The sequence below is a fragment of the Hymenobacter sp. R533113 genome, from assembly GCF_056835965.1.
In genome coordinates this window covers 230,612-251,259 of sequence record NZ_JAKWBD010000014.1, presented here as the reverse complement: position 1 = coordinate 251,259, position 20,648 = coordinate 230,612, and the positions used below count along the sequence as shown (strand labels likewise).

Annotated in this window: 22 protein-coding genes and 2 pseudogenes; 14 read left to right on the top strand and 10 right to left on the bottom strand. The window is 54.2% G+C overall.

Annotation, left to right across the window (positions count from 1 at the left end):
• Nucleotides 1-10 precede the first annotated feature (10 nt).
• Entirely contained in the window at nucleotides 11-1,633 is a 1,623-nt protein-coding gene (locus tag MKZ35_RS20020; protein WP_482515000.1) for an ABC-F family ATP-binding cassette domain-containing protein, read from the bottom strand.
• A gap of 357 nt (nucleotides 1,634-1,990) precedes the next feature.
• On the opposite strand from MKZ35_RS20020, the gene MKZ35_RS20015 reads away from it, so the two are divergent.
• Nucleotides 1,991-2,458: a DUF4199 domain-containing protein gene (locus MKZ35_RS20015; RefSeq protein ID WP_482514999.1), complete on the top strand. Its 468-nt coding sequence runs from the start codon at nucleotides 1,991-1,993 to the stop codon at nucleotides 2,456-2,458.
• A gap of 268 nt (nucleotides 2,459-2,726) precedes the next feature.
• On the top strand, nucleotides 2,727-3,131 hold the full coding sequence (locus MKZ35_RS20010; RefSeq protein WP_482514998.1) for a hypothetical protein: 405 nt from the start codon (nucleotides 2,727-2,729) through the stop codon (nucleotides 3,129-3,131).
• Nucleotides 3,132-3,235: 104 nt separating this feature from the next.
• Here MKZ35_RS20010 and MKZ35_RS20005 read toward each other — a convergent pair whose 3' ends face one another.
• Nucleotides 3,236-3,571, bottom strand: coding sequence for a hypothetical protein (locus tag MKZ35_RS20005; protein ID WP_482514997.1), 336 nt, complete (start codon nucleotides 3,569-3,571; stop codon nucleotides 3,236-3,238).
• 167 nt (nucleotides 3,572-3,738) lie between these two features.
• Nucleotides 3,739-4,056 carry a hypothetical protein gene (locus MKZ35_RS20000; RefSeq protein ID WP_482514996.1) on the bottom strand — a complete coding sequence of 106 codons (318 nt, stop codon included), beginning with the start codon at nucleotides 4,054-4,056 and terminating at the stop codon, nucleotides 3,739-3,741.
• A 1,283-nt stretch (nucleotides 4,057-5,339) separates the two neighbouring features.
• Between MKZ35_RS20000 and MKZ35_RS19995 the strand changes: the two genes are divergently transcribed.
• Nucleotides 5,340-6,140 carry a murein L,D-transpeptidase catalytic domain family protein gene (locus tag MKZ35_RS19995; protein WP_482514995.1) on the top strand — a complete coding sequence of 267 codons (801 nt, stop codon included), beginning with the start codon at nucleotides 5,340-5,342 and terminating at the stop codon, nucleotides 6,138-6,140.
• A gap of 88 nt (nucleotides 6,141-6,228) precedes the next feature.
• Here MKZ35_RS19995 and MKZ35_RS19990 read toward each other — a convergent pair whose 3' ends face one another.
• The gene (locus tag MKZ35_RS19990) at nucleotides 6,229-6,423 is read right to left on the bottom strand and encodes a hypothetical protein (RefSeq protein ID WP_482514994.1); all 195 of its coding nucleotides are present in this window, start codon (nucleotides 6,421-6,423) and stop codon (nucleotides 6,229-6,231) included.
• A 186-nt stretch (nucleotides 6,424-6,609) separates the two neighbouring features.
• Here MKZ35_RS19990 and MKZ35_RS19985 point away from each other — a divergent pair, with 186 nt between their 5' ends.
• The 4 genes and pseudogenes from MKZ35_RS19985 to MKZ35_RS19970 all read left to right on the top strand — a co-directional run bounded on the left by MKZ35_RS19985 (nucleotide 6,610) and on the right by MKZ35_RS19970 (nucleotide 8,435).
• Nucleotides 6,610-7,422, top strand: coding sequence for a M48 family metalloprotease (locus MKZ35_RS19985; protein ID WP_482514993.1), 813 nt, complete (start codon nucleotides 6,610-6,612; stop codon nucleotides 7,420-7,422).
• Between the two features lie 102 nt (nucleotides 7,423-7,524).
• Nucleotides 7,525-7,707 (top strand): hypothetical protein, encoded by a 183-nt coding sequence (locus tag MKZ35_RS19980; RefSeq protein ID WP_482514992.1) that lies wholly within the window; start codon nucleotides 7,525-7,527, stop codon nucleotides 7,705-7,707.
• A gap of 14 nt (nucleotides 7,708-7,721) precedes the next feature.
• Nucleotides 7,722-7,859 (top strand): annotated as a pseudogene (locus MKZ35_RS19975) (diacylglycerol/lipid kinase family protein); the annotation flags it as partial.
• Entirely contained in the window at nucleotides 7,860-8,435 is a 576-nt protein-coding gene (locus MKZ35_RS19970; protein WP_482515223.1) for a diacylglycerol/lipid kinase family protein, read from the top strand.
• On the opposite strand, the gene MKZ35_RS19965 is transcribed toward MKZ35_RS19970, so the two are convergent.
• Nucleotides 8,392-9,663: a metallophosphoesterase gene (locus MKZ35_RS19965; RefSeq protein WP_482514991.1), complete on the bottom strand. Its 1,272-nt coding sequence runs from the start codon at nucleotides 9,661-9,663 to the stop codon at nucleotides 8,392-8,394. The genes MKZ35_RS19970 and MKZ35_RS19965 overlap by 44 nt on opposite strands.
• Nucleotides 9,664-9,869: 206 nt before the next feature.
• Here MKZ35_RS19965 and MKZ35_RS19960 point away from each other — a divergent pair.
• Together MKZ35_RS19960 and MKZ35_RS19955 are read left to right on the top strand one after the other, a co-directional pair.
• Nucleotides 9,870-10,103, top strand: a pseudogene (locus MKZ35_RS19960) (sensor histidine kinase); the annotation flags it as partial.
• Between the two features lie 103 nt (nucleotides 10,104-10,206).
• On the top strand, nucleotides 10,207-10,452 hold the full coding sequence (locus tag MKZ35_RS19955; RefSeq protein WP_482514990.1) for a Crp/Fnr family transcriptional regulator: 246 nt from the start codon (nucleotides 10,207-10,209) through the stop codon (nucleotides 10,450-10,452).
• Nucleotides 10,453-10,505: 53 nt separating this feature from the next.
• Here the strand turns inward: MKZ35_RS19955 and MKZ35_RS19950 are convergent, their stop codons facing one another.
• The 3 genes from MKZ35_RS19950 to MKZ35_RS19940 all read right to left on the bottom strand — a co-directional run bounded on the left by MKZ35_RS19950 (nucleotide 10,506) and on the right by MKZ35_RS19940 (nucleotide 12,637).
• On the bottom strand, nucleotides 10,506-11,258 hold the full coding sequence (locus tag MKZ35_RS19950; RefSeq protein ID WP_482514989.1) for a sterol desaturase family protein: 753 nt from the start codon (nucleotides 11,256-11,258) through the stop codon (nucleotides 10,506-10,508).
• A gap of 132 nt (nucleotides 11,259-11,390) precedes the next feature.
• The gene (locus tag MKZ35_RS19945) at nucleotides 11,391-11,966 is read right to left on the bottom strand and encodes a Crp/Fnr family transcriptional regulator (protein WP_482514988.1); all 576 of its coding nucleotides are present in this window, start codon (nucleotides 11,964-11,966) and stop codon (nucleotides 11,391-11,393) included.
• Nucleotides 11,967-11,995: 29 nt separating this feature from the next.
• The gene (locus MKZ35_RS19940) at nucleotides 11,996-12,637 is read right to left on the bottom strand and encodes an LON peptidase substrate-binding domain-containing protein (protein ID WP_482514987.1); all 642 of its coding nucleotides are present in this window, start codon (nucleotides 12,635-12,637) and stop codon (nucleotides 11,996-11,998) included.
• 343 nt (nucleotides 12,638-12,980) lie between these two features.
• On the opposite strand from MKZ35_RS19940, the gene MKZ35_RS19935 reads away from it, so the two are divergent.
• From MKZ35_RS19935 to MKZ35_RS19925, 3 genes are all read left to right on the top strand, one after another.
• Nucleotides 12,981-13,442, top strand: coding sequence for a hypothetical protein (locus MKZ35_RS19935; protein ID WP_482514986.1), 462 nt, complete (start codon nucleotides 12,981-12,983; stop codon nucleotides 13,440-13,442).
• Between the two features lie 94 nt (nucleotides 13,443-13,536).
• Complete coding sequence (gene mtgA / locus MKZ35_RS19930) at nucleotides 13,537-14,283, top strand: monofunctional biosynthetic peptidoglycan transglycosylase (protein WP_482514985.1); 747 nt, start codon at nucleotides 13,537-13,539, stop codon at nucleotides 14,281-14,283.
• A gap of 77 nt (nucleotides 14,284-14,360) precedes the next feature.
• Nucleotides 14,361-14,795, top strand: coding sequence for a YybH family protein (locus MKZ35_RS19925; protein ID WP_482514984.1), 435 nt, complete (start codon nucleotides 14,361-14,363; stop codon nucleotides 14,793-14,795).
• A gap of 196 nt (nucleotides 14,796-14,991) precedes the next feature.
• Here the strand turns inward: MKZ35_RS19925 and MKZ35_RS19920 are convergent, their stop codons facing one another.
• Nucleotides 14,992-16,104, bottom strand: a complete 1,113-nt coding sequence (locus MKZ35_RS19920) for a DNA topoisomerase IB (RefSeq protein WP_482514983.1) — start codon at nucleotides 16,102-16,104, stop codon at nucleotides 14,992-14,994.
• A gap of 325 nt (nucleotides 16,105-16,429) precedes the next feature.
• Here MKZ35_RS19920 and MKZ35_RS19915 point away from each other — a divergent pair, with 325 nt between their 5' ends.
• Together MKZ35_RS19915 and MKZ35_RS19910 are read left to right on the top strand one after the other, a co-directional pair.
• Nucleotides 16,430-17,248, top strand: coding sequence for a M48 family metalloprotease (locus tag MKZ35_RS19915; protein WP_482514982.1), 819 nt, complete (start codon nucleotides 16,430-16,432; stop codon nucleotides 17,246-17,248).
• Between the two features lie 286 nt (nucleotides 17,249-17,534).
• Nucleotides 17,535-18,686 (top strand): App1 family protein, encoded by a 1,152-nt coding sequence (locus MKZ35_RS19910; RefSeq protein WP_482514981.1) that lies wholly within the window; start codon nucleotides 17,535-17,537, stop codon nucleotides 18,684-18,686.
• 223 nt (nucleotides 18,687-18,909) lie between these two features.
• On the opposite strand, the gene MKZ35_RS19905 is transcribed toward MKZ35_RS19910, so the two are convergent.
• The gene (locus MKZ35_RS19905; RefSeq protein WP_482514980.1) at nucleotides 18,910-20,499 is read right to left on the bottom strand and encodes a hypothetical protein; all 1,590 of its coding nucleotides are present in this window, start codon (nucleotides 20,497-20,499) and stop codon (nucleotides 18,910-18,912) included.
• Between the last annotated feature and the right edge of the window lie 149 nt (nucleotides 20,500-20,648).

The window sequence follows — 20,648 nt, the reverse complement described above, 5'->3', positions numbered from 1 at the left end:
TACAACGAGCTTAAGACACAAGTTGGTACATGCGTTGGCGCTGAGCCTTAATGGTCCCATCGGCCAGGTATTCTTCGTAGCTCATGCGCCGGTCAATGATGCCGTCGGGCGTAAGCTCGATGATGCGATTGGCAATCGTTTCAATAAACTGTAAATCGTGAGATACGAACAGCAGCGAGCCGGCGTAATCACGCAGGCTATTGTTGAGCGCCGTGATGCTTTCCAGATCGAGGTGGTTCGTCGGGTCGTCCATCACCAGCACATTGCCACTTTCTAGCATCATTTTGGAGAGCATGCAGCGCACCTTTTCGCCCCCGCTCAGCACGTTCGACTTCTTCAGCGACTCTTCACCCGAGAACAGCATACGGCCCAGGAAGCCCCGAATAAAGCTTTCATCCTTCTCCGTTGAGTACTGACGCAGCCAATCTACCAGGTTCAGGTCAGTATCGAAGAACTCGTGGTTTTCGCGCGGGAAGTAGGACGGGGTGATGGTAGTGCCCCACTTGAAGTTGCCCGTGTCCGGCCGAATCTGCTCGAACAGGATATCAAACAGGAGGGAAGGAGCCCGGTCGTCGCGGCTGATGATGGCTACTTTATCCTTTTTATCCAGCGAGAAGGTAACGTTGCGGAATACCGTTTGGCCGTCCACCTTCTTGCTCAGGTTTTCTACCGTCAGCAGCTGGTTGCCAGCCTCACGGTCGGCTTTGAAAGCGATATACGGATAGCGACGCGAGCTGGGCTTGATATCTTCCAGCGTCAGCTTTTGCAGCAGCTTCTGGCGCGACGTAGCCTGCTTACTCTTGCTGGCATTGGCCGAGAAGCGGCGCACGAACTCTTCCAGTTCCTTGCGCTTGTCGTCGGTCTTCTTGTTGGCGTCCTGCTTCTGCTTCATCACCAGCTGGGAGCTTTCGTACCAAAAGGAGTAATTGCCGGGAAACATCGTGAGTTTCGAGAAGTCCAGGTCGGCCATGTAGTTACACACGGCATCGAGGAAGTGGCGGTCGTGGCTGACCACAATCACCGTGTTCTGAAACGAGTCGAGGAAGTTTTCCAGCCACAGCACCGTTTCGGCGTCCAAGCCGTTAGTTGGCTCGTCGAGCAGCAACACGTCGGGGTTGCCGAATAAGGCTTGCGCCAACAGCACCCGCACTTTGTCGGAGCCGCCAAGGTCAGCCATCATCGTGTAGTGCTTGTCTTCGCCAATACCCAGACCCGATAGCAGCTCAGCCGCTTCGTATTCGGCATTCCAGCCTTCGAGGTCAGCAAACTCACCTTCCAGCTGCGCGGCCCGTTCGCCGTCGGCGTCCGAGAAGTCAGCCTTGGCATAGAGTGTGTCTTTCTCCTCCATTACCTTCCACAGGCGCGTGTGGCCCATAATCACGGTTTGGAGCACGGCATGCTGATCGTAAGCAAACTGATCCTGGCGCAGCACCGATAGGCGGGCGCCAGCGGGCATGTTCACTGAGCCGGTGTTGGGCTCAATCTCGCCGGATAATATTTTTAGAAACGTGGATTTACCAGCGCCATTAGCTCCAATGAGGCCATACACGTTGCCGGGCATGAACTTAATGGTAACATCTTCAAACAATATACGCTTACCGTAGCGCAGACTTACATTGGAGGTACTAATCATAGAGGTGTAGATGCTGAAAACGAAAAACCGTTGGTGCCAACCTTGGAATAAGGACAATTCGGCGCGCAAAAGTACGCAAAATGCCCCGCGCACACGCTGTCCTGATTAGCTTGAGCGTCAAATTAGATAATCAGGTAAGGACAGCGGAATGCTCATACTCAGCAATTTGACTTGTAAAAAAGCCCCCTAAAGTGTCGGAACCCAAAAAAATAGATGGCTTGCACAACATCCCATTGGATAAAAGAGTATAAAAAGCAAGTAGAAATGCTAGCCTTTGGCGACTAACTAACAGTTGTGGCCGCCCTGGCAGTTCCGCTACCTCACTGATTCACTTTTTCACATTTTCCCCTTATCCGTATGGGTGCCCTTCGTTTAACTGCTGAAAACAATGGAGTTCGCGTAGGCCTGATCACAGGCGTTGCGATGATGGCTTATTTTCTGATTGCTAATCTGCTGGGCTTTATTCGCATCGAATACAGCTTTCTGAATGCCGGCATTCTGGCTATTGGTTCTTGCTTGGCTATTGCGCGCCTTAAGCGTCAGAAAGGCGATAAGCTCGCGTATCTGCAAGGCTTCGGCACGGGCATCGTAACGGCGCTCGTGGCTTCAGTTGCGTTTGGCTTGTTCTTCATCGTCTACTCTTCCATCAAACGAGACTTTATGGAGCAGACGCAAGCACAGGATCTGTTTGGCTTCGACCTTTCCGTAACCATCGCCTTCCTGGCTATCGTGCTGCAAGGTGCAATGGGTGGTATGATCGTCTCGTTGATTGCAATGCAGTATTTCAAGAGCCCGGATCATAAGCCCATGCAAGGAATCGAGTAGAAGTTTGCTGTTTCATTACCCATCTAAAAAAGCCCCCCGGACGCACTCTGGGGGGCTTTTTTAGGTGGGTAAGATAAGCTGGCATTAACTGAATAGCCACTTAGGCTTCTTCATATTGGATATAAAATGGAAAATATATTACATCCCTTGTTTGTTATACTAATGTCATATATATTTGCACTATATTTAATATGGAACAAACAAAACCTTCTTATTGTCCACTCGTTACAGCGCTAAATTTCACGGCTAGACTTTCCTCTGCTTTTCTATGAAATCACTATTTCTACTCGTACTGTTCATCGGTTGTTTTTGCGGTTCTGCTTCTGCTCAAAAGCGTGACTGTTATGCTGAGCGCCCCGGTACTTTGGCTCCGTCGCTGGCTCGTGTGGATGGCCTCACCCGATACATGAGCAGCCAGCTTCATTTGAATGAGGCTCAGTACATTCGGTTGCGCTCCGTTAATCAGATCAAACTCGCCCGCCTGGATGAGATTGAGTACGAATATATGGACGTTGAGCAGCGCCGCCAGAAAGCCGCTGAGCTACAAGCCCAGTATGAAGCCGAGTGCAGCCGCATCCTGACTCCCACGCAATTAAGTGTGTTCCGCGCCGAGCAAAACCAACCAGCCGACCAGCCAAATAAGAGTGATGCAAACGAAGGTGGACTGGGCTAACCAGCTCCGGTTTCATTTGAATGTATATTCGCTGACACAAAAAGCCCCCAGAGCATCTCTGAGGGCTTTTTCTTATTGATTCTGCGAACAAGTACTAGCGATTCTTAGGATGAAGGCGCTGCTAAGGGGCGCTCATATAAAACCTCAGTTACCACCCCTAAGGGACCAAAGCGCAGGGTCAGCTTATTGGCTCTAGAGCGCTGATGGCTGGGCTTACACTGCGTGCCGGGCTCCACATAATAATAATAGGTCTTCTCGGTCTGCGCGCTAAGCTCTTCCTCATCGGGGCGGCCTAATAGGTCATCAATGCTGGCAATGCGGGCACCGTAAAGCTGTTCTCGGTAACGGTTTAAAGCGGGTAGCTGCGCGGCTCGCTTGTCCTGACAGGCGTAAGGATCACTACGCCATGCCTTATCATCAAAACCCTTTATTTCAGGCAATGAATGCCCACAAGCAGTTAAAAGTAGAGTGGCCGCTCCGGCCGCAAAAAATCGAAATAAATACATAGGTTGACAAGCACAAAGATAAGGCAGTAAGTCAGCCGTGACGACTCGATGCTACACTGCTAAGCTACTTGTTTGGAACCGAACCAGGGGCGATAAGTTGGCTAGTACAAATCAGTGGGCGGTACCGATGGCTTAAAATCGGAAATAGCTTTCTCCTGCTCCCAGTACTCAAACTGATCGGGGGTGAGGCGGGCGGCCATAAACTCCCGCAAATAGATGCCCCGACGCTCCAGGCAAAAAAGCTGAAACTGCGGCAACAAACACGTCATATCGAGGCCCTGCTGACGATACCGGTAACGGCTATCAGCGTCCAGGGTGTCGAGCCAGTGGCTGAAATCGGTTTCAGTAGGATAAAGCTCACGGGCCTGTCGGTAATAGGCAGCCGTAGCACGCGCGATTAAGTGCGGCAAGGAAGACATGGATAAGAGAAATGCAAAGGCGGAAGCAGGGAGCGGGGCGGGGTACTGGTAAGCGTACGGAATAAGCTAAGCGTAAGCGCAATTTCAAAACATCTAAACCTATAATATAGGGAAGCTGAAAATTTAAGAATAAGCTGACAGAACTACAACCTGCTGAAAGTACACCTTAATTCTGCAAAAAGCTGCCTGTACAAGCCAAAAAGACAGCTGTATGCGTAAATATAGGCGAATATATCAATAATCCCCTATGTTAAGTATACTTTATAAAAGTCAATTTAAAGAACAAAAATAAGGATAATTTCCACATAAACAACAAGCAGGCCATTTTATAACCTTTGTAGCTGTAAAATATAATTATTTTACAGCTAGCGTTTGAGGCTGTTCAATAGATGCTCTGAAAAAGAAGGATGAATCTAGAAAAGCAATTGGAAGGATAAATGCACAAAAGTGGGCAAATGCAGTTATTGACAGTGTCATTGAGCTTGAATACATTCGGCTAGGCACTATGATCCCGATGGGAATGAAACACTCGGCCTATTTCCCAGCTGTAACAAGCTTTTTGCATTAATTTCCGACCACACTGCTCTAATGTGATCATCGTATCATATAATTTGTCGGTTGCTGGAGCAAAAGCGCGAATATGACGTGTAAGTAAAGTTATCTGCTTCCCATCAGTATAGTAAAGCGTCAGTTCCGCTCCTTCCAGAGGTTGGGGTACACGCACGCTTAAGGTAGCCGGCGGCTGCCTTGAGGTAAACAGCAAAAACAGGGTCAGGCGAGCGAGTAACTGCTGCTGAATATGGGGCGGGATGTCGGCAGTATGCATCAACGGCCGCAACTCGTAGTACAGCTGTTTGGATAAGGCGCTAAACGTTGTCATAGAAAGGTTGTATGACAAGAGTGAACGATGAATCCGCTTCCTCAAGCGAATCCGATGCAATAGGTAGTAGAAGGGGCGGGTAAGAGAATTCTATAACGGAGAACTAAATATATTGTATAATACAGAGAAAATAGTAGAAAGTTACGTTGCATTTCAATGAATTTTGTGGTAGTAATTAGCACTACTATCGATATGGGTTTATGGTGTCAGGGAACTATTCAAAGCAATCAATGAGTTAAAAACATACTTTTTTACAATCTAAGTCGTTGCTGATCAGGACAAACTATATGATTTTTAATTGCGCTGAACAATAATTAGCACATTATTCGGTTATTTTTGAAAGGCCTGACTTTTGCGTAGGCCTTGTTTTACCCTATTTCCGCAACAACAGTTCCAGCCGATAATGCGCCAACCGACTGCCTTCGCTTGCCTCTCCTTAAGTCTTTTATCTCTTTTTTGCCCCCCAGAAGCTATTCCAGCTGCTAAAGCCAGTGCAGCCGCCGATAATGCTCCGGAGTCGGTTTTAAGTGAGAGTCGGCGGGCTGTTTACCTGGCGGCTTTCGAGCAGTATACCCTGCATACCTACGCCCTGGCCGGCCTGACTACTTCCGGCTTGCCCATCGACGTGTATCGGCAGGCTTTAATGGGATATTATCAGCTCCAGAAACGCGGCCTGGCTAATCCTGCCAAAAATACCCTCACTATCATCGATTTTAACCGCTCCAGTCGTCTGAAGCGGCTGTGGGTTATCGATTTGCAGAAGTCGCGGGTTGTGCATCATACGTTGGTAGCGCATGGGATTAATACGGGCGAGGAATTCGCGCAGGCTTTTTCTAATCGGGTTGGCTCGGAGATGAGCAGCCTGGGCTTTTACGTAACAAGCCACACCTACACTGGCAAGCACGGCTTATCCTTGCGGTTGCGCGGTGTCGATCCAAGCTATAATACGAATGCGGCCAGCCGGGCCGTGGTGGTACACGGGGCGGAATATGTGTGTGAGGAGTTTGTGCAGCGGCACGGCCGGCTCGGACGCAGCCAGGGCTGCCCCGCGCTGCCAGTGAAAGAAAGCAGCGCTATTATTCGCACCATAAAGGATGGCACCGTGCTCTTCGCGCATCCGCCCTCCGGTGTCCGCTACGATTCCGACTGGCTCGAGCTAGATCCGGCGCTACAGGCTTTTGCCCAGGTGAAAGGGTTGAACTAGCTGGTTGGTCAAGTCATTAAAAAAGCCCCCCAAACCTACGTCTGGGGGGCTTTTTATTGGCTTTACAGTTTAGCGGGTAGCCTGTCGGTTAGGCCCGGTCGCTGGTAGTTTTGACCAGGTTGATGCCCGCGAAGAAGAAAATGAGGCCCACGATGAAGGGCACCAGGCTATTCATCTTGCTGAGGTTTATGCCAGCTATTCCCAGGAAGCCCAGGGCGGCGTAAATAATACCGATGATACCCAGGATGGTGAGTATGGCGCCGAAGGTACGTTTTTGATTCATGAGAGAGGGAGATTAGGGAGTGCAGGAGAACAACTGGAACCGGCTGCGGACCAGTTTTGCGCCTGATACGCTAATCAGATCAAATAGGGTGCCTCTTTGCAAGCAACCCTGCCGCGGAGTGCGCGTTAGAAGCCCGGCGGCCTTCATTAAAGCCGCATTTTCCCTCCCCTAATTCTCCTTACCGCTATGAGAGGAAGCCTTCGATTTATCATTGCTCTGGCCGTCGCTGCCTTTTCCTTTGTGACTTACTATTGCAACCGCCAGACGAACCCCGTGACCGGCGAGGTGCAGCACGTAAACATGACCACCGAGCAGGAAATCGCGCTCGGATTGCAGGCCGCACCCCAAATGGCCCAGCAATACGGTGGTCTGCACCCCGATCAGCAGGCCAGCGCCGCGGTAAAGCGCATTGGCGCCGCGCTGGTGCAATCTTCCAAAGCCGACCAGTCGCCCTACCAATTCGATTTCCATTTGCTGGCCGATGAGCAGACCATCAATGCCTTTGCCTTGCCCGGTGGGCAAGTATTTATTACGGCGGGCTTGCTGAAAAACATGAAGTCGGAGGGACAGGTGGCCGGTGTGCTGGCCCACGAGATTGGCCACGTCATTGGCCGTCACTCCGCCGAGCAGTTAGCCAAATCGCAGCTGACGCAAGGCTTGGCCGGTGCCGCCACCATCGCCGCCTACGACCCTAACAGCCCCGGCAGTTCCATCGGGAAAGCAGCCGTGGCGGCGGCTATTGCGAAAGTGGTGTCGTTGCGCTTTGGGCGCGAAGACGAGCTGGAATCGGACCGCCTGGCCGTGCAATACACCACCGATGCCGGCTACGACCCGCGCGCCATGATTCAGGTAATGCAGATTCTGGAGCAGGCCGGTGGCCAGAGCCGGGGCCCTGAGTTTATGAGCACCCACCCCAATCCGGGCAACCGAGTTGGCGTGCTGGAACAGGAAATCACAGAGCGCTTTCCCGGTGGCGTGCCCAGCGGACTAAAGCAATAATTACCTCATCCTGAACAGGAAGGGAGGAGACGTAAGGCGGAACTCAGAAAACTCATTTGCTGCCTTGCGTCTCCTCCTTTTTGTTCTTAAACCCTATAAGCAATGGCTGCTGAATCAACTCCCAACTTGCATTCGCTGCTGTTTGTGCTCAATCCGATTTCCGGCGACATCGATAAGCAGAATGTGGAGGCTACCATCACTGACTTCTGCACGCAGCGCGGACGTCGGGCTGATTTTTTCATACCTCCGGCGAAAACGACCTCGACAAACTTCGGGCTCACTTAGCAGCCAACGCCTACGATGCCGTGTTTGCCGCCGGGGGCGATGGCACCGTGAACTTAGTGGGCGAGGCGCTGCTGGGGGGCAAAATTCCGTTAGGAATACTGCCTTTAGGTTCCGGAAATGGCTTATCCAAAGACCTGAGCATTCCGCAGGATATGGACGGCGCTTTGGCTGTGATTTGGCAGCACCAGCTGCGCGCCCTCGATACGCTGCACGTAGGAGGGAATTTTTCGGCTCACCTCGCCGATCTGGGGTTTAATGCGCTGGTAGTGGAGCGTTTTTGCAGCGGCGACACGCGCGGGCCGGGCGCTTATATCCGCATTGCCTTGCAGGAATACCTGAGCTACGAGCCCGTTACTTACCGCATCGAAACCGACCGTGAGCAGTTTGAAGGGCCGGCTTTTATGCTCACCATCGCCAACGCCAGCACGTTCGGCAGCAACGTCGTTATCAATCCCGATAGTCACCTCGACGACGGCGAGTTTGAGCTGTGCCTGATTGAGCCATTCCCCGCCACCGCCGCCCTCGGTATTCTGTATCATCTGTATACCGATGCCTTCGATACCTCGATATATACGCGGCGCCTGCGCTGCCGTCGTGCCAGTATTCAGGTACTGGGGCAGCCGCGCGTACTCGTGCAGGTCGATGGGGAGCCGCTGGAGCTGGATACGCCGGTTGAGGTAAGCATTAATCCGCGGAGCTTGCAGGTGCTGACGCCCGCGCCGGAGTAGCCGCCGCGCCCAAAATGCCCCCCAGCCCGGCCAGCAAGCGGCGCCGAAATGGTTCGGGGGCGCGCTCGGTGCCGTCGGCGTTGCCGGGCTCCAGCGTGCGTAGCCAGGCTTCACCATTCTCATAGAAGTCCAGCGTAAAGAAGCCTTTGTGCTCATGGGTGAAGGTCGCTTTGCCGCCTTTGCCTACGTACGCCGTTTTGCTGCCCGAGCCACTGACCAGGTAGTGACCATTCTTGTAAGCAAAGTATTGCAGGTTGTGGTCGTGGCCGGCCGCGTAGATGATGTTCGGGAACTGATGCAGCACGCGCAACAGGCGGCGGCGCATTTTGCGGTAGCGTGGGTGGGCCATGTCCTCTTCCGCGCCCACGATGCGCCGATATATCGGGAACAGTGAACCAATGCCCGGCAGCGGCACATACGCCCGCTTATGCACGGCCGTGAGGGGAAATACGTGCTGCTTGGTTGTGAATTGCCCCCCATGCAGCGCGTTGGAGTACAGCGGGTGGTGCCCGGCCACTACAATCTGCTGATGGCGGTTGGCTTCCAGCAGCAGCTGCAAGTGTTGAAAAGGCATGCGGCTGTCCGTGGCCTTGCAGCCGTAGGCCGCCCCCAGCGGGCGTGTGCCGTGCTGCACCCACCACTGCGTATTCAGCACTATGAGCAGCAGCTTGTCGGCCAGCTGCACGGTTACGGGATCGGGACAGCCGCCGGGGGGCAAATAGTGGGCAGCGGGCAAATGTTCGCGCACATAGGCTTCCTGGCGCAGCAGGTACTGAAAACCGTCGCTACGGCCCTTGTTCCAATCGTGGTTACCACTCAAAAACACCACCCGGCCGGGGTAGCGCAAGGCATCGAGCTGAATATCCAGGCGGCGCTCGGCCGCCGCCCGGCCGATAGCTGTTTCGGCGGGCAGACCAGTCGGGTACACATTATCACCGAGAATGACCACGGTGCTGTTCGCGCCGGCTTCTTCCAGCCAGCCATGCAGCAGGTTCAATACCGGGTCGCGGCCGTCGGTGGCTACGGCGCCCAAGTCGCCAACCAGGGCTATGCGGTGGCGCAACGGAGAGGCTGGGTCGGGCTGGTGCTGCTCCCAATCGCGCACGGCTGGGGCCACATAGGGCAAGCGCCGGTAGCGGCGCTCCTGCACATAGCGCCACAGCAGCCAAGTGATTACCACCACATTGATAGCCAGTAGAATGTATAAAAGAAGGGTAGGAGTCGGCAAAGCGAATAATCAGACGTACAAAAGCTTATACGCACTATTGGAAGCGTAGTATAGAAGCATCTAACCTGAATAAGTGTTTTAGAGCGGTTTCAGAAGCAATGCACTTTCCTGGCTGCCCAGAAGCTGGTGTGGGTATCGGTTTCTTTCCCAACGGTGCCCCAGTACCGCCGATCAAAGGCGTAATCGAGTCCGACTCTTCCTTGCCGCAGGAGCTGGGAGAGCCGAAGTCACGCTTCGTATCCATGGCCTCGCACGAGTTTCGGACGCCGCTCACGGCGGTACTCACCTCCGCTTCCCTGGTAGAAAAATACCCGGCCACGGAGCAGTAGGATAAGCGTCTGCCCCACCTTGAGCGCATCCGGCAATCCGTCAATCACCTCAACGATATTCTGGAGGAGTTTCTGTCGGTGGGCCGTATCGAAGAGGGCTACATTCCGGCCGACGACTTCACTCAGCTAATAATGCGCAACCCGGAAGTAAGTCAGCAGTTTGTGCGCCTGCTGGCGGGCCGGGTGCGCGAGCAGGAAGAGCTGTTACTTTGATATGGCCTACAACTCGCCGCGTAAGCGTGTGGCCGATAAGCTGCTGCGCCTGCATGAGCAGCGCACGCTCAACCCCACCAACCCCCGGATTCATCTGTCGCGCGATGATATGGCGGCGTTGATTGGCACGGCACCCGAGTCGCTGAGCCGCACGCTGAGCGAGTTTCGGTATGACGGAATTATCGAGCTGACCAACAAATATATTCAGGTGCAGCAGCCGGAAAAGCTACGGCGCACTAACTGGTAAGTAGTGTAGCCTGAGGTTGTAGAGCAAGGCTGCGCGCAAGTTATAGCAACGCTCTACGCTAGCAAAGCGGCATTCGAATCGGGGCGGGGCTGCTTTTTTCGGACTTGAATTTTATCAAACTCCTTCTCATAGTCGGGAAACTCAGTGCCTAAGAGCCGGTCCCAGAGTCGAAAATGTACTCCATAATTACCGTGAAAACGGCTGTGATGCAGGTTGTGGTGGGTGCTGGACGTCAGAAACCGCAACCAGCTACGGTTAAAGCCTCTGGGATATAACTCGTAGCCCAAATGAGATTTGAGGTTGTCCAGCAAGCCCCAGAGCTGCACGAAGCCTAGCACGGGCGCGTACACGGGAAAAACAAAGGCCACCGGGAATATCCAGAAAGAAAGTAGAAACGGCTCCAGGAAGTGAAACGATAAGGAGGAGTAGGGGTTCACATCCACACTTTTGTGGTGCTCGGCATGTACATAGCGAAAAATGGCGGGGTGGTGCAGCAGCCGGTGGCACCAATAAAACCAAGTATCATCGATGAGCAGAAGTACAAAGAATCCGCTTAGGCTAAACAAGAGGCTGTGCTCCGATGAGTTCTGGTAGATTTTTGTGTAGCCTTTTGTGCTCAAACAAAGCACCAGACAAGCCATAGAAGCACCTACTGCCAATGTATAAAGCGAGTTTTTCAGTTCTCGCTTAATTTGACGCGTGTCGACCCGGGTTTTGAGTTGAATCTTCCAGTTTTGTAGCCGCGTCTTTAGCAGCTTCCAGAAAAGCAGGTAGGCGGCGGTGAGCAAAAGGCCATTGAGGAACAAGCCGGTAAAAAGCTTTGCGAAAAGATACCCAATAATTGGACGGCGGATTCAGGAAGCATGGCACAGGTACATTCAAGGGTTAAGGATGAATGCAAAGGGCCGGGCCGGACGCCGGGTACTACTTGACAATTGTTAGAGAATTGCTTGGCGTCGGATACGACTCAGGCTTTCGGGCTTGATTCCCAGAAAGGAGGCAATGTGCTGTACCGGCACGTGGAGAGGGATATCGGGGCGGGTGGCCAGCAGCTGCCGGTAGCGCTGCTCCGCGCTGAGGGTGGCAAGGCCATCTGCCCGCCGCGCGGTGGCGGCAATGGCCTGCTCAAAAATCAGGACGCTGAATGCTTTGAAAGCTTCGCTCGCCTCGATGAGCGCTACTAGGTTAGGCCTGGAGATCCGCAGCACTTCACAGGCAGTAATACAGGCCAGGTTTTCCGGAGCTTTGTGCTGGTGAATGAAGCTCAGAAAGGGCGTCAGAAAGTCGTTGGGAGCGCCCAGATACGTTGTTGCTTCCGCGCCGCGCTCGTCCGTGTAATACAGCCGCATGTAGCCAGAGGCAATAAAATAAAGGTGCTGCGGGACGGCACTGGCCACTTCCACGACGGCATTTTTCTTAAAGACAATGGGTTGAAAAAACTGCGCGCATAGCTCAATATCCGCCTGACTCAGGGTAACCGTTTGGGCAAGGACATCCAGGAGGGCAGGCAGCATAGGGAAAAAAGCAGTGGGCTATTGTAGCTCTAAAAATTTGGGGGCGTCAAGTTCTTGAAATGCCCGTTGAGGCGGGCACGCTCCTTCAGGCGCTCGGTTTCCAGAATAATGGGCAGCACGTTTTCGAGGTGCTCCAGTACCATGGATTGGCGTTCCAGCTCGCTGGTGGCCTGCAATAGCTGGTACTCCTGCTCGGTGCTGAAGCCCAGGTTGTGGGCAATATCGTAGATGCGGTAGTTGGGGGGCAAATCCAGAAAGATCTTGCGCAGGCCCAGCGTATCGTAGAGCTGGCGCACGTACTCGTTGATGCGCACCTTCAGATTGGGGTCCTCTTCGGGGTCGTCCTCGATGGTATCTACCTGACCGGCGGCGTAGAGCTTGCCGGGGGCCTCGCGGTAGAACTCGCGGATGCGAAATACCCCGACGCCCTTAGTCTTTATGTCCAGCTCACCGCTGTCGTAGGCCTTTTCTACACTTAGCAAGCGCACTTCGGTGCCCAGCTCACTCACGCCATCGTTAAGGTAGGGCGGTATGCCGAAAGTCAGGTCCGACTCGATGCAGTCGCGCACGAGCTGGCGGTAGCGCGGCTCGAAGATGTGCAGGTTGAGCTTCTCGCCGGGAAATACGACGAGGTTCAATGGAAAGAGGGGTAGAATTCTGGAATTGGGCATTTTGGGGTGTTGGAGCAAGAGCAAAAGGTGGCATGTATCAATGAATTGAGCTTGGTTAAGGCTACTCAAAATGGACACACGCTATTAATAAAGGCATATGCCTTAGCTGTGATAACCGATAGCTATTGCAACCTTAGAATCTACAGCGGCATGAAGATACTTATAGCTATCAACCTCTACTCTTCAAGGCTTGTTTTTAAGCTCGTAGCCGATTGTCAATACTTGACAAAACTAAGCCTACCTGCTTCTGCGCATTATATTTAGCGCCATGAGATCATCTAGACCTGTTTTTTATGCCCTTTTCTTGTTTTTATTATTGAGCAAGAGCGTCTTTTCACAAAGCATGGAGAAAAAGCTACGCTACAAAGATGGGTTTTTGACGGTAGGAGAGAATGGAGCAAGCCTGGATACTGTCTTTGTAAAAGCCACCCACAGCTTTCCCTTATTAATCGCCCTAACTGACAGTTATATAATTGGCATTGGCTCCTGTGGGCAGGTATATGCTGCGCCTTTGCTCCAGCAAACACCTGTGAAGACAGTCTTTAATTTTAAGCACTGTTCGGTGCAACTCGATTATAAAGAGCATATGGCTTTATCCGAAAACAATACGCTCTTATTCGTGCACAGTATCGACGGATATCTAAAACCGCGAAGGTTTCAGTTGGTTGAGGCTGATCTTGTTACATCCACCTCCCGAATACTGGACAAAGGCAAAAGCATCAGCAATCCTTACTATTCAAATAACTCAACTACTATCAACTATACGAAGAATGGAAAGCTAATTACTCATTCCGGGCAGCAGTAAGCGATTTAGTGAGAGGAAGCGCGCACCCAAATGCGTTACTTTTGCCCCCCAAGCCTCAGCCGATGGGGCTGGAAGAGTAAAAGCGCTTTATTTCATGAAAACAAAATTCCGGCAACTTGGGCGGCGGGTGTGGCGGGTATTGCTGCAAATAGTGGCCGCTCTGTTTCTTACTACGGTGGCCTGGGTGCTTATTTATCGGTGGCTGGCCCCGCCCGCTACCTGGCTCATGCTTGACCGCCGCGCCCACGCGCCCATTGGCCGTGGCTACTACGGCATCCGCGAGGACGACCGCCGCATCAACTACGATTTTAAAACCCTGGACGAAGTATCGCCCCAGGTGCCGCTGGCGCTGGTGGCGGCCGAAGATCAGCGCTTTTTGCAGCATCGGGGCTTCGATGTGAAAGCAATTCAGCAGGCCGCCAAGCGCAATTTTGAGGGCGGCAAACAGTTGGTTGGCGGCAGCACGATCAGTCAGCAGGTAGCCAAAAACGTGTTTTTATGGTCGGGGAGGAGCTATTTGCGCAAGGCAGCGGAGGCATATTTTACCATCCTGATTGAAACGCTCTGGAGCAAGCGTCGCATCATGGAAATGTACCTGAGCGTGGCCGAAATGGGCGACTGCACCTTCGGGGTAGAAGCTGCCTCCCAGCGCTATTTTCACAAATCGGCGGCTAAGCTTACTGCTTCGGAAGCGGCGCTGCTGGCGGGCGTGCTGCCGAATCCGCTGCGGTTTCGGGCTAGCAATCCGGGGCCGGTGGCGCGGGCTAAGCAGCGGCGGGTGCAGCGTAATATGCGCCGCTTGGGCGGCACGGCCTACGTGCGGGAGCTGCTGGAAGAGTAAGCAGAAATGCAGTAGAGCCGCCGACGCCTATATTCAGGCCGTCGTAAAGCTGTTTTTACTTTTCTTAAAAAATTAACATGAAGCAAATCATCGGCTTAGTGCTGAGCGCGGCCCTGTTGTGTAGCTGCGCGGCCATGCGCCCCGGCAGTCAGCGGCAGGATATCAGCCAGGTACTGACAACCCAGACTGCCGCCTGGAACCGGGGCGATGTAACCGGCTTTATGCAAGGCTATTGGCAGTCCGACTCGCTCGTGTTTATTGGTAAAAGCGGCCTGACCTACGGCTGGCAGCCTACCCTCGACAACTACCGCCGCAGCTACCCCAATGCCGCCGCGATGGGGCAGCTTACGTTTTCCAATTTGCGCATAACGCCCATCAGCCCCGACGCGGCCCATGTAGTAGGCCGCTGGCAGCTCGCCCGCCCCGCTGCCGGTGATCTTGGGGGGCATTTTCTGTTGGTTTTTCGCCGCATTGCCGGCCGCTGGGTTATCGTTGCCGATCATTCCAGCTAAGAGAAGAAAGTAATCCTAGCAAGCAAAAAGGCGGTCATGCTGAGGTCACGAAGCATCTCGCGTGTTTAGCTGGATTAGTATCCAACCGTTAGCACGCGAGATGCTTCGTGACCTCAGCATGACCGCCTTTTTTAGTGCGACGATTGCACGCGCGATGCTACGCTACCACTCTGCCGGACTGCCTTTTAAATTACCCTTAAGCAGCGGTGCGGAGCATATGCAGCACCATGTGCTCGGTAGGAGAGAGGATGTCGTTTTCGGTTGGGTCGATGTCGTGTTGGCGGAGGTAGTTAATGAGCTTGTCGGAGTGAAAAAGGTCGACTACCTGCGGGTGAATGTAGTATTTGCTGCACACGGTGGGCGTGTTGCCCAAGCCCGAGGCTACGTCTTTCACGGCTCGTTTCAGTACTTTGTCTTTCGGCAAATCCGGCTCTTCGTGGAGCACGCTTTCGAGGCACTCCACCATTTTGACGGTGCCGCCCCAGGTCCGGAAATCCTTGGCCGACAGGCTTATGCCCGTTACATCCTGCAAGTACTGGTTTACGTCGCCCGACTCCAGCTCCTGACGGTGGCCATCGGCGGCGTAGTACTGAAACAGGTGCTGACCAGGTATTTCCTTGCACTTGCGTACCATGCGCGCCAACCGACGGTCTTGGAGGGCTACATCGTGGGCCACACCTTTTTTGCCCACAAACGAAAAGCGCACCTCGTCACCTGATATCTGCACGTGCCGGTCGCGCAGGGTGGTAAGGCCGTAGCTTTTGTTCTTCTTGGCGTATTCCTTGTTGCCAATACGTATAAATGACTGGTCCATCAGGGTCAATACCAAGGCAATAACTTTCTGCTTGTCTAGCCCGGCGCGCTTCAAATCTTGTTGCAGACGCTGGCGCAACGCAGGTAAGGCTTCGCCAAAAGCCAGCAGGCGGCTGAACTTGGTCAGGCTGCGGGCCTGGTCCCAGGCGGGGTGGTAGATGTATTGCTTGCGCCCCTTAGCATCGCGGCCCGTCACCTGAAGATGAGCGGAGGCCGAAGGCGCAATCCAGACATCGGTCCAGGCCGGTGGGATGACGAAGCCCTGAAGCCGGGCCAGCGTCTTTTCGTCGGTGATTTTTTCGCCTTTGGCCGTGAGGAAAGTGAAGGTGCCATCGGGCCCCGGCTGGCGGCTGATGCCGGGCTTGGTATCCGCCTGGTAGCGCAGGCCAGCCAGCTCCGCCTGACGGGCCGGGTCTTTATACAACTCATGCGCCTCTTCCAAGGGTGGCAGATGTTTCTTTTTGGTTTTGGGTCGGAGGGTGGAGGTGGTGGGCATAAAGAGCTAAGAATGCTCCCGGCTATAAGCAGCTAGGGGGCATTTCTGTACGCAGAAGCCAAGAAAAAGTAGTGATGTGCCGCTCGTCAGGAGCAAAGAAATTAGCGCTTCCAAATCAAGGACGAAGCAGTGGAGTGGAGGAGTGAAGAATAATGCTCTGCTCAGGAAAATAAAATTACAGGTTGAGCGTCTGATCTATAGCATTAGTATCTGCGTATGAGCAACGCCTTCCGGCCGGCTGCCGTATGGGTAGCCGCCGGATTTGGCACCGTTTTTAGACGGTCAGTTCTGCTCCTCTGTTCTTCCTACACTCCTATTTTGCAGTATGCGTTATACTAGGCTTAAATCCTGGATTTTTCTTGCCCTCCTGACGTCATTGGGCACTACGGCCTGCACTGGCGATGGTGATGGCGTAGTGCTGTTTTCTGTGGAAGATGATAAAGCGCTCGGCCAAAAAGTAGCCGCCCAAACCGACTCCACGTACCGGGCCAGCCGCCAGCTGCTGGAGCGCAACGTAGCAGCCAACCAACGGGCCTACGTCCTGCTGGATGCGGTAGTGAATAAGGTGCTTAGCTCCAGTGAGCTTCAGTACCGCAACGAGTTTCCCTGGGACGTTAAAATTATCAAGAACGATGAGATTCAAAATGCCTTCGCCACGCCTGGGGGGCATATTTATGTGTTCTCGGGCCTGATTAAGTTCTTGGAAACCGAAGACCAGCTCGCCGGGGTGCTGGGCCACGAGATTGCCCACGCCGACCGCCGCCACACGTCCCGCTCTTTGCAAAAAGAGTTTGGTATCTCCTTCCTGCTGAGCCTGTTGCTAGGTGAAAACCCCAATCAGCTGGCGCAAATCGCGACCAGCCTGGGCCAGCTGCGCTTTAGCCGCGAGTATGAGATGGAGGCCGATGACTATTCGGTGCGCTACCTGAATGGCACTTCCTACGCCTGCGACGGCGCGGCCGGCTTCTTTATTAAAGCGGCCGCCGCCGCCGCGCAGTCTACCGCCAGCACCCCCGAGTTTCTGAATACTCACCCCAACCCCGGCTCCCGCGTGGACGCCATTCAGGCCAAAGCCAAGGAGCTTAATTGCGCGGGCCGCACTACCAGCAACGCTGGTTTCGTGGAGCTGCAAAGGCTTTTGTAAACTTCGAATTCGTGCTTATTTACAGGAAACCAGCCTATACAAGGCTGGTTTTTATGTTTTGCGGCGGCCCGGCCGAAAACCGTATGATGGGGTGGTACTACGACTTTTTTCGTCGTAGTACCACTATCGTTGAACGACCTAAGCGCATACAATCATCAGCAACGATAGTGGTACTACGACGAAAAAAGTCGTAGTACCACCTCTTCTGCCTGTAAGCCCCGATACGCTGACACAACTCACCAGCGGGTTTCGCTCGTACCTTGCTTCCTACTCTTTTATTTTCCCTATGGCATCATTCCTAAACAAACTCAGTAACCTGGCCGAGCGGGCCGATGATCTGGTCACGAGCACCCGCGCCCGCCTGGGTTTGTTGCACCCGCTCCAGCTGGTTACGTATCGCAGCTATGGTACTGCCGGCCGCCTGTACGTAAAAGGCCGTTTGCTGACCGATAAAGGCATTGGCGAGCCCGGCGAGAGCGACTCGCGCTGGCAAAACCTTCTGAATATGTATCGGCGCTTCGAGAGCAACGAGATTCCGGGCGCCGAGCTGGTTATCCGGCCAGGCGACGGCAGCGAGCATACCGTGACCACCGACGAGGAAGGTTACTTTACCTTGAATATCGAGCCCAAAAGCTTGCCGGCGCCCATCGACTTTATGTGGTATCCGGTGGAAGTGGAGCTGAAAAAAGCCCCCCAGCGCCTCCAGATGCCCGCCGACGTGAAGGAGGCAGCCCACGTCCTCATTCCGCCCCCCGACGCTGAATACGGCATTATCAGCGACCTGGACGATACCGTCATTCAAACCTCCGCCACCAACCTGTTGCGCATGGCGCGCACGGTGCTGGTGCGCAACGCGCACTCGCGCCTGCCTTTTGAGGGCGTGGCCGAGTTTTATCGGGCCTTGCAGCTGGGGCGCAATGGCAAGCGCAACAACCCGTTTTTCTACGTGAGCAGCAGCCCCTGGAATCTCTACGATTTGCTGGACGATTTTCTGGAGCTGAACGAGGTGCCGCCCGGCCCACTGCTGCTGCGCGATATGTCATTGGCCCGCAAAGCAACGAAGCCCGAAGCCTCGGCTCATCACGGCCATAAGCTGCGCGAGATTGATAACCTGCTGCTTACGTATCCTGAGCTGCCCTTCGTGCTCATCGGCGACAGTGGGCAGGAAGACGCCAACATCTACCGCGAAGTGGTCCGCCGCTACCCCGGCCGCATTCTGGCCATCTATATCCGCGATGTGCAGCACCCCGGCCGGGCAGCCCTTGTGGAGCGCGTGGCCGAAGAAATACGTCAGGATAAGGTAGAAATGCTGCTGGTAAAAGACACGGTGCAGGCCGCTGAGCACGCCGCCAAAATCGGTTTGTTGTACACAGAAGCTATTCCGGCCATTGAAGTGGAAAAGGAAAAAGACCAAACGGCCCCGGAACCGACGTTGTAAATCGATAATTTTCAGAAGCTTGCTAGTGAATAAAAAAGCCCCCCGGACATGGTACGGGGGCTTTTTTGTTTTTTTAGAACGTCATGCAGCGCGAAGGCGAAGCATCTCGCGTGCTGATGTTGCAGTGGTAATCCAACTAAACACGCGAGATGCTTCGCCTTCGCGCTGCATGACGTTCTAAAAGTATTATTACAAATTCTACACTACCAATATCAACAGCGTCTCACGTTCCTTCCCGGTCGTAGGCGTGCATTTTTACGCCTTTCTCCGTTTTGTCGCGGGTTTCCTTGCTCTTAATTAACTCATTATCGGAGTGGGTGTCGTAGTAGCGGGTTTTCTTGCTGAGGCCCTGCACCTGGGTCGAGTCGGTGACCTTATCGGAGTTGGGGCCGCCGTAAATGTTGATGCGCGGGCCGCGGCGCACCTCGCCGCTTAGCTCAAATACGTCCTTGCCTTCGAGGCCGTGCAGGGTGATTTCCTGGGTTTCACTGGTGCGAAACACGCGTTGGTAAAACACGGAATCCCGGTCCGATTTGCCCCCCAGCGTGTACACCGTGACGGCCGTAGTGGAGTCGGTGAGGCGGCGCACGACAAATCGCTCATCCTGGTCGGTGCCGACTACCGTGACGTGGCGGGCCAGCAAACGGTAAAACTCATTGGCCGCCCACGGCAGCTTAGCGCGGCGGGTTTCTAACGCCTGGCCGATATACTCGCCTTCCTGCGCGAACACCGGAGCCGGTAAACGCTTGAGGGCATCAGCAATAACGTCGTCATCGAGGCGCTTTTGCAGGTCGGTGGCCAGGCGCTGGAAGTCGGCGGCAGTTACTTCGTTCAGGAAGCGCTCATCAATAAAGCGGGAGTTCTGCGTCATGCCTTCAATGCTCTCATATTTGGGCCGAAAGGTGCGAAACTTCCCCACAAGGAAAGGCCGGCTCACGATCCAGGGAATGATACCATCCTTGAAGCGAAAAAACGCCTGGTCGCGGTCTTGGGGAACGGGCTGATACGTGATAACCCCTTTGGCATTAGGAGGATACGAAGCCCAGCTCCACTGGCCCTCGTGGCGGTCCCAGTCGCCAATCCATAAGTCGAACAGGCGGGCGCGGGCGAAAGCAATCTGATCGACGCGGTGAGCGGGGTCGGCAAAACGGTCGCGCAATACATTGTCGCTCTCCAGCAAGTCGGTGGCTTTGCCAAACGCGGGCGTCAGGCTGGCTTTGTCCTCAAATTTCTCTTCCAGCAGCACCAGCCTTCCCCGAAAAAGCTCCGATTCTTCGCCCAGGCCGTTTTCATCGGCGCGCACGTAAAAAGGGCGGGGCGTGGTATGCAATAAGCCGGCTGCTTCAGCCAAGGGCGCTACCACAAAGGAGCCGTATGGCATAGCGGCCGAGGTGGCATCACGCACTAAGTTCAGGGCAAAGGTTTTGCGAAATATCTTGGGCAGCGTTTTGTACGGATCTTTATCAATGCCGCGCAGGGCGTATTCGCGGCCATCGGTGCCAAGCACCGTCATGCTGGTGCTTTGAAAACCGCCCCCCAGCTTGCCGGGCGTCAGGCCCCCCGGCACGGCGGTGGCGGGGTTAAATACCGGCACCCACACCGGCGTAGCCCACACCGGGCGGTAGTGCTTGCCCAGCAGCAGGTTGTGCACAGGGCCGCGCTGATAATGCCGGCCAGCGGTTACAAGCACGCTATCGGTGGCGGCGGGAGCGGAAGTGGTAGCAAGACGAGCGTCCGGTTGGAAGAAATTCTCGCGTACACAGCCCGTCGAGAAGGCCAGTAGAAGCAGTGAGAAGTAGAAACGGGGAGGCATGGGCAGCAGATGTGACGCAACTTACTACCTTCAACGCAACAGTAGGCAAAAGCGGTTGACAATTGCATAATCTCCCAACGCAATTGCTCTTTTCCCGTTTGCGCTATAACTTATGTTATTGGCTGCGTACGCAGCCGGCTTACCTCATC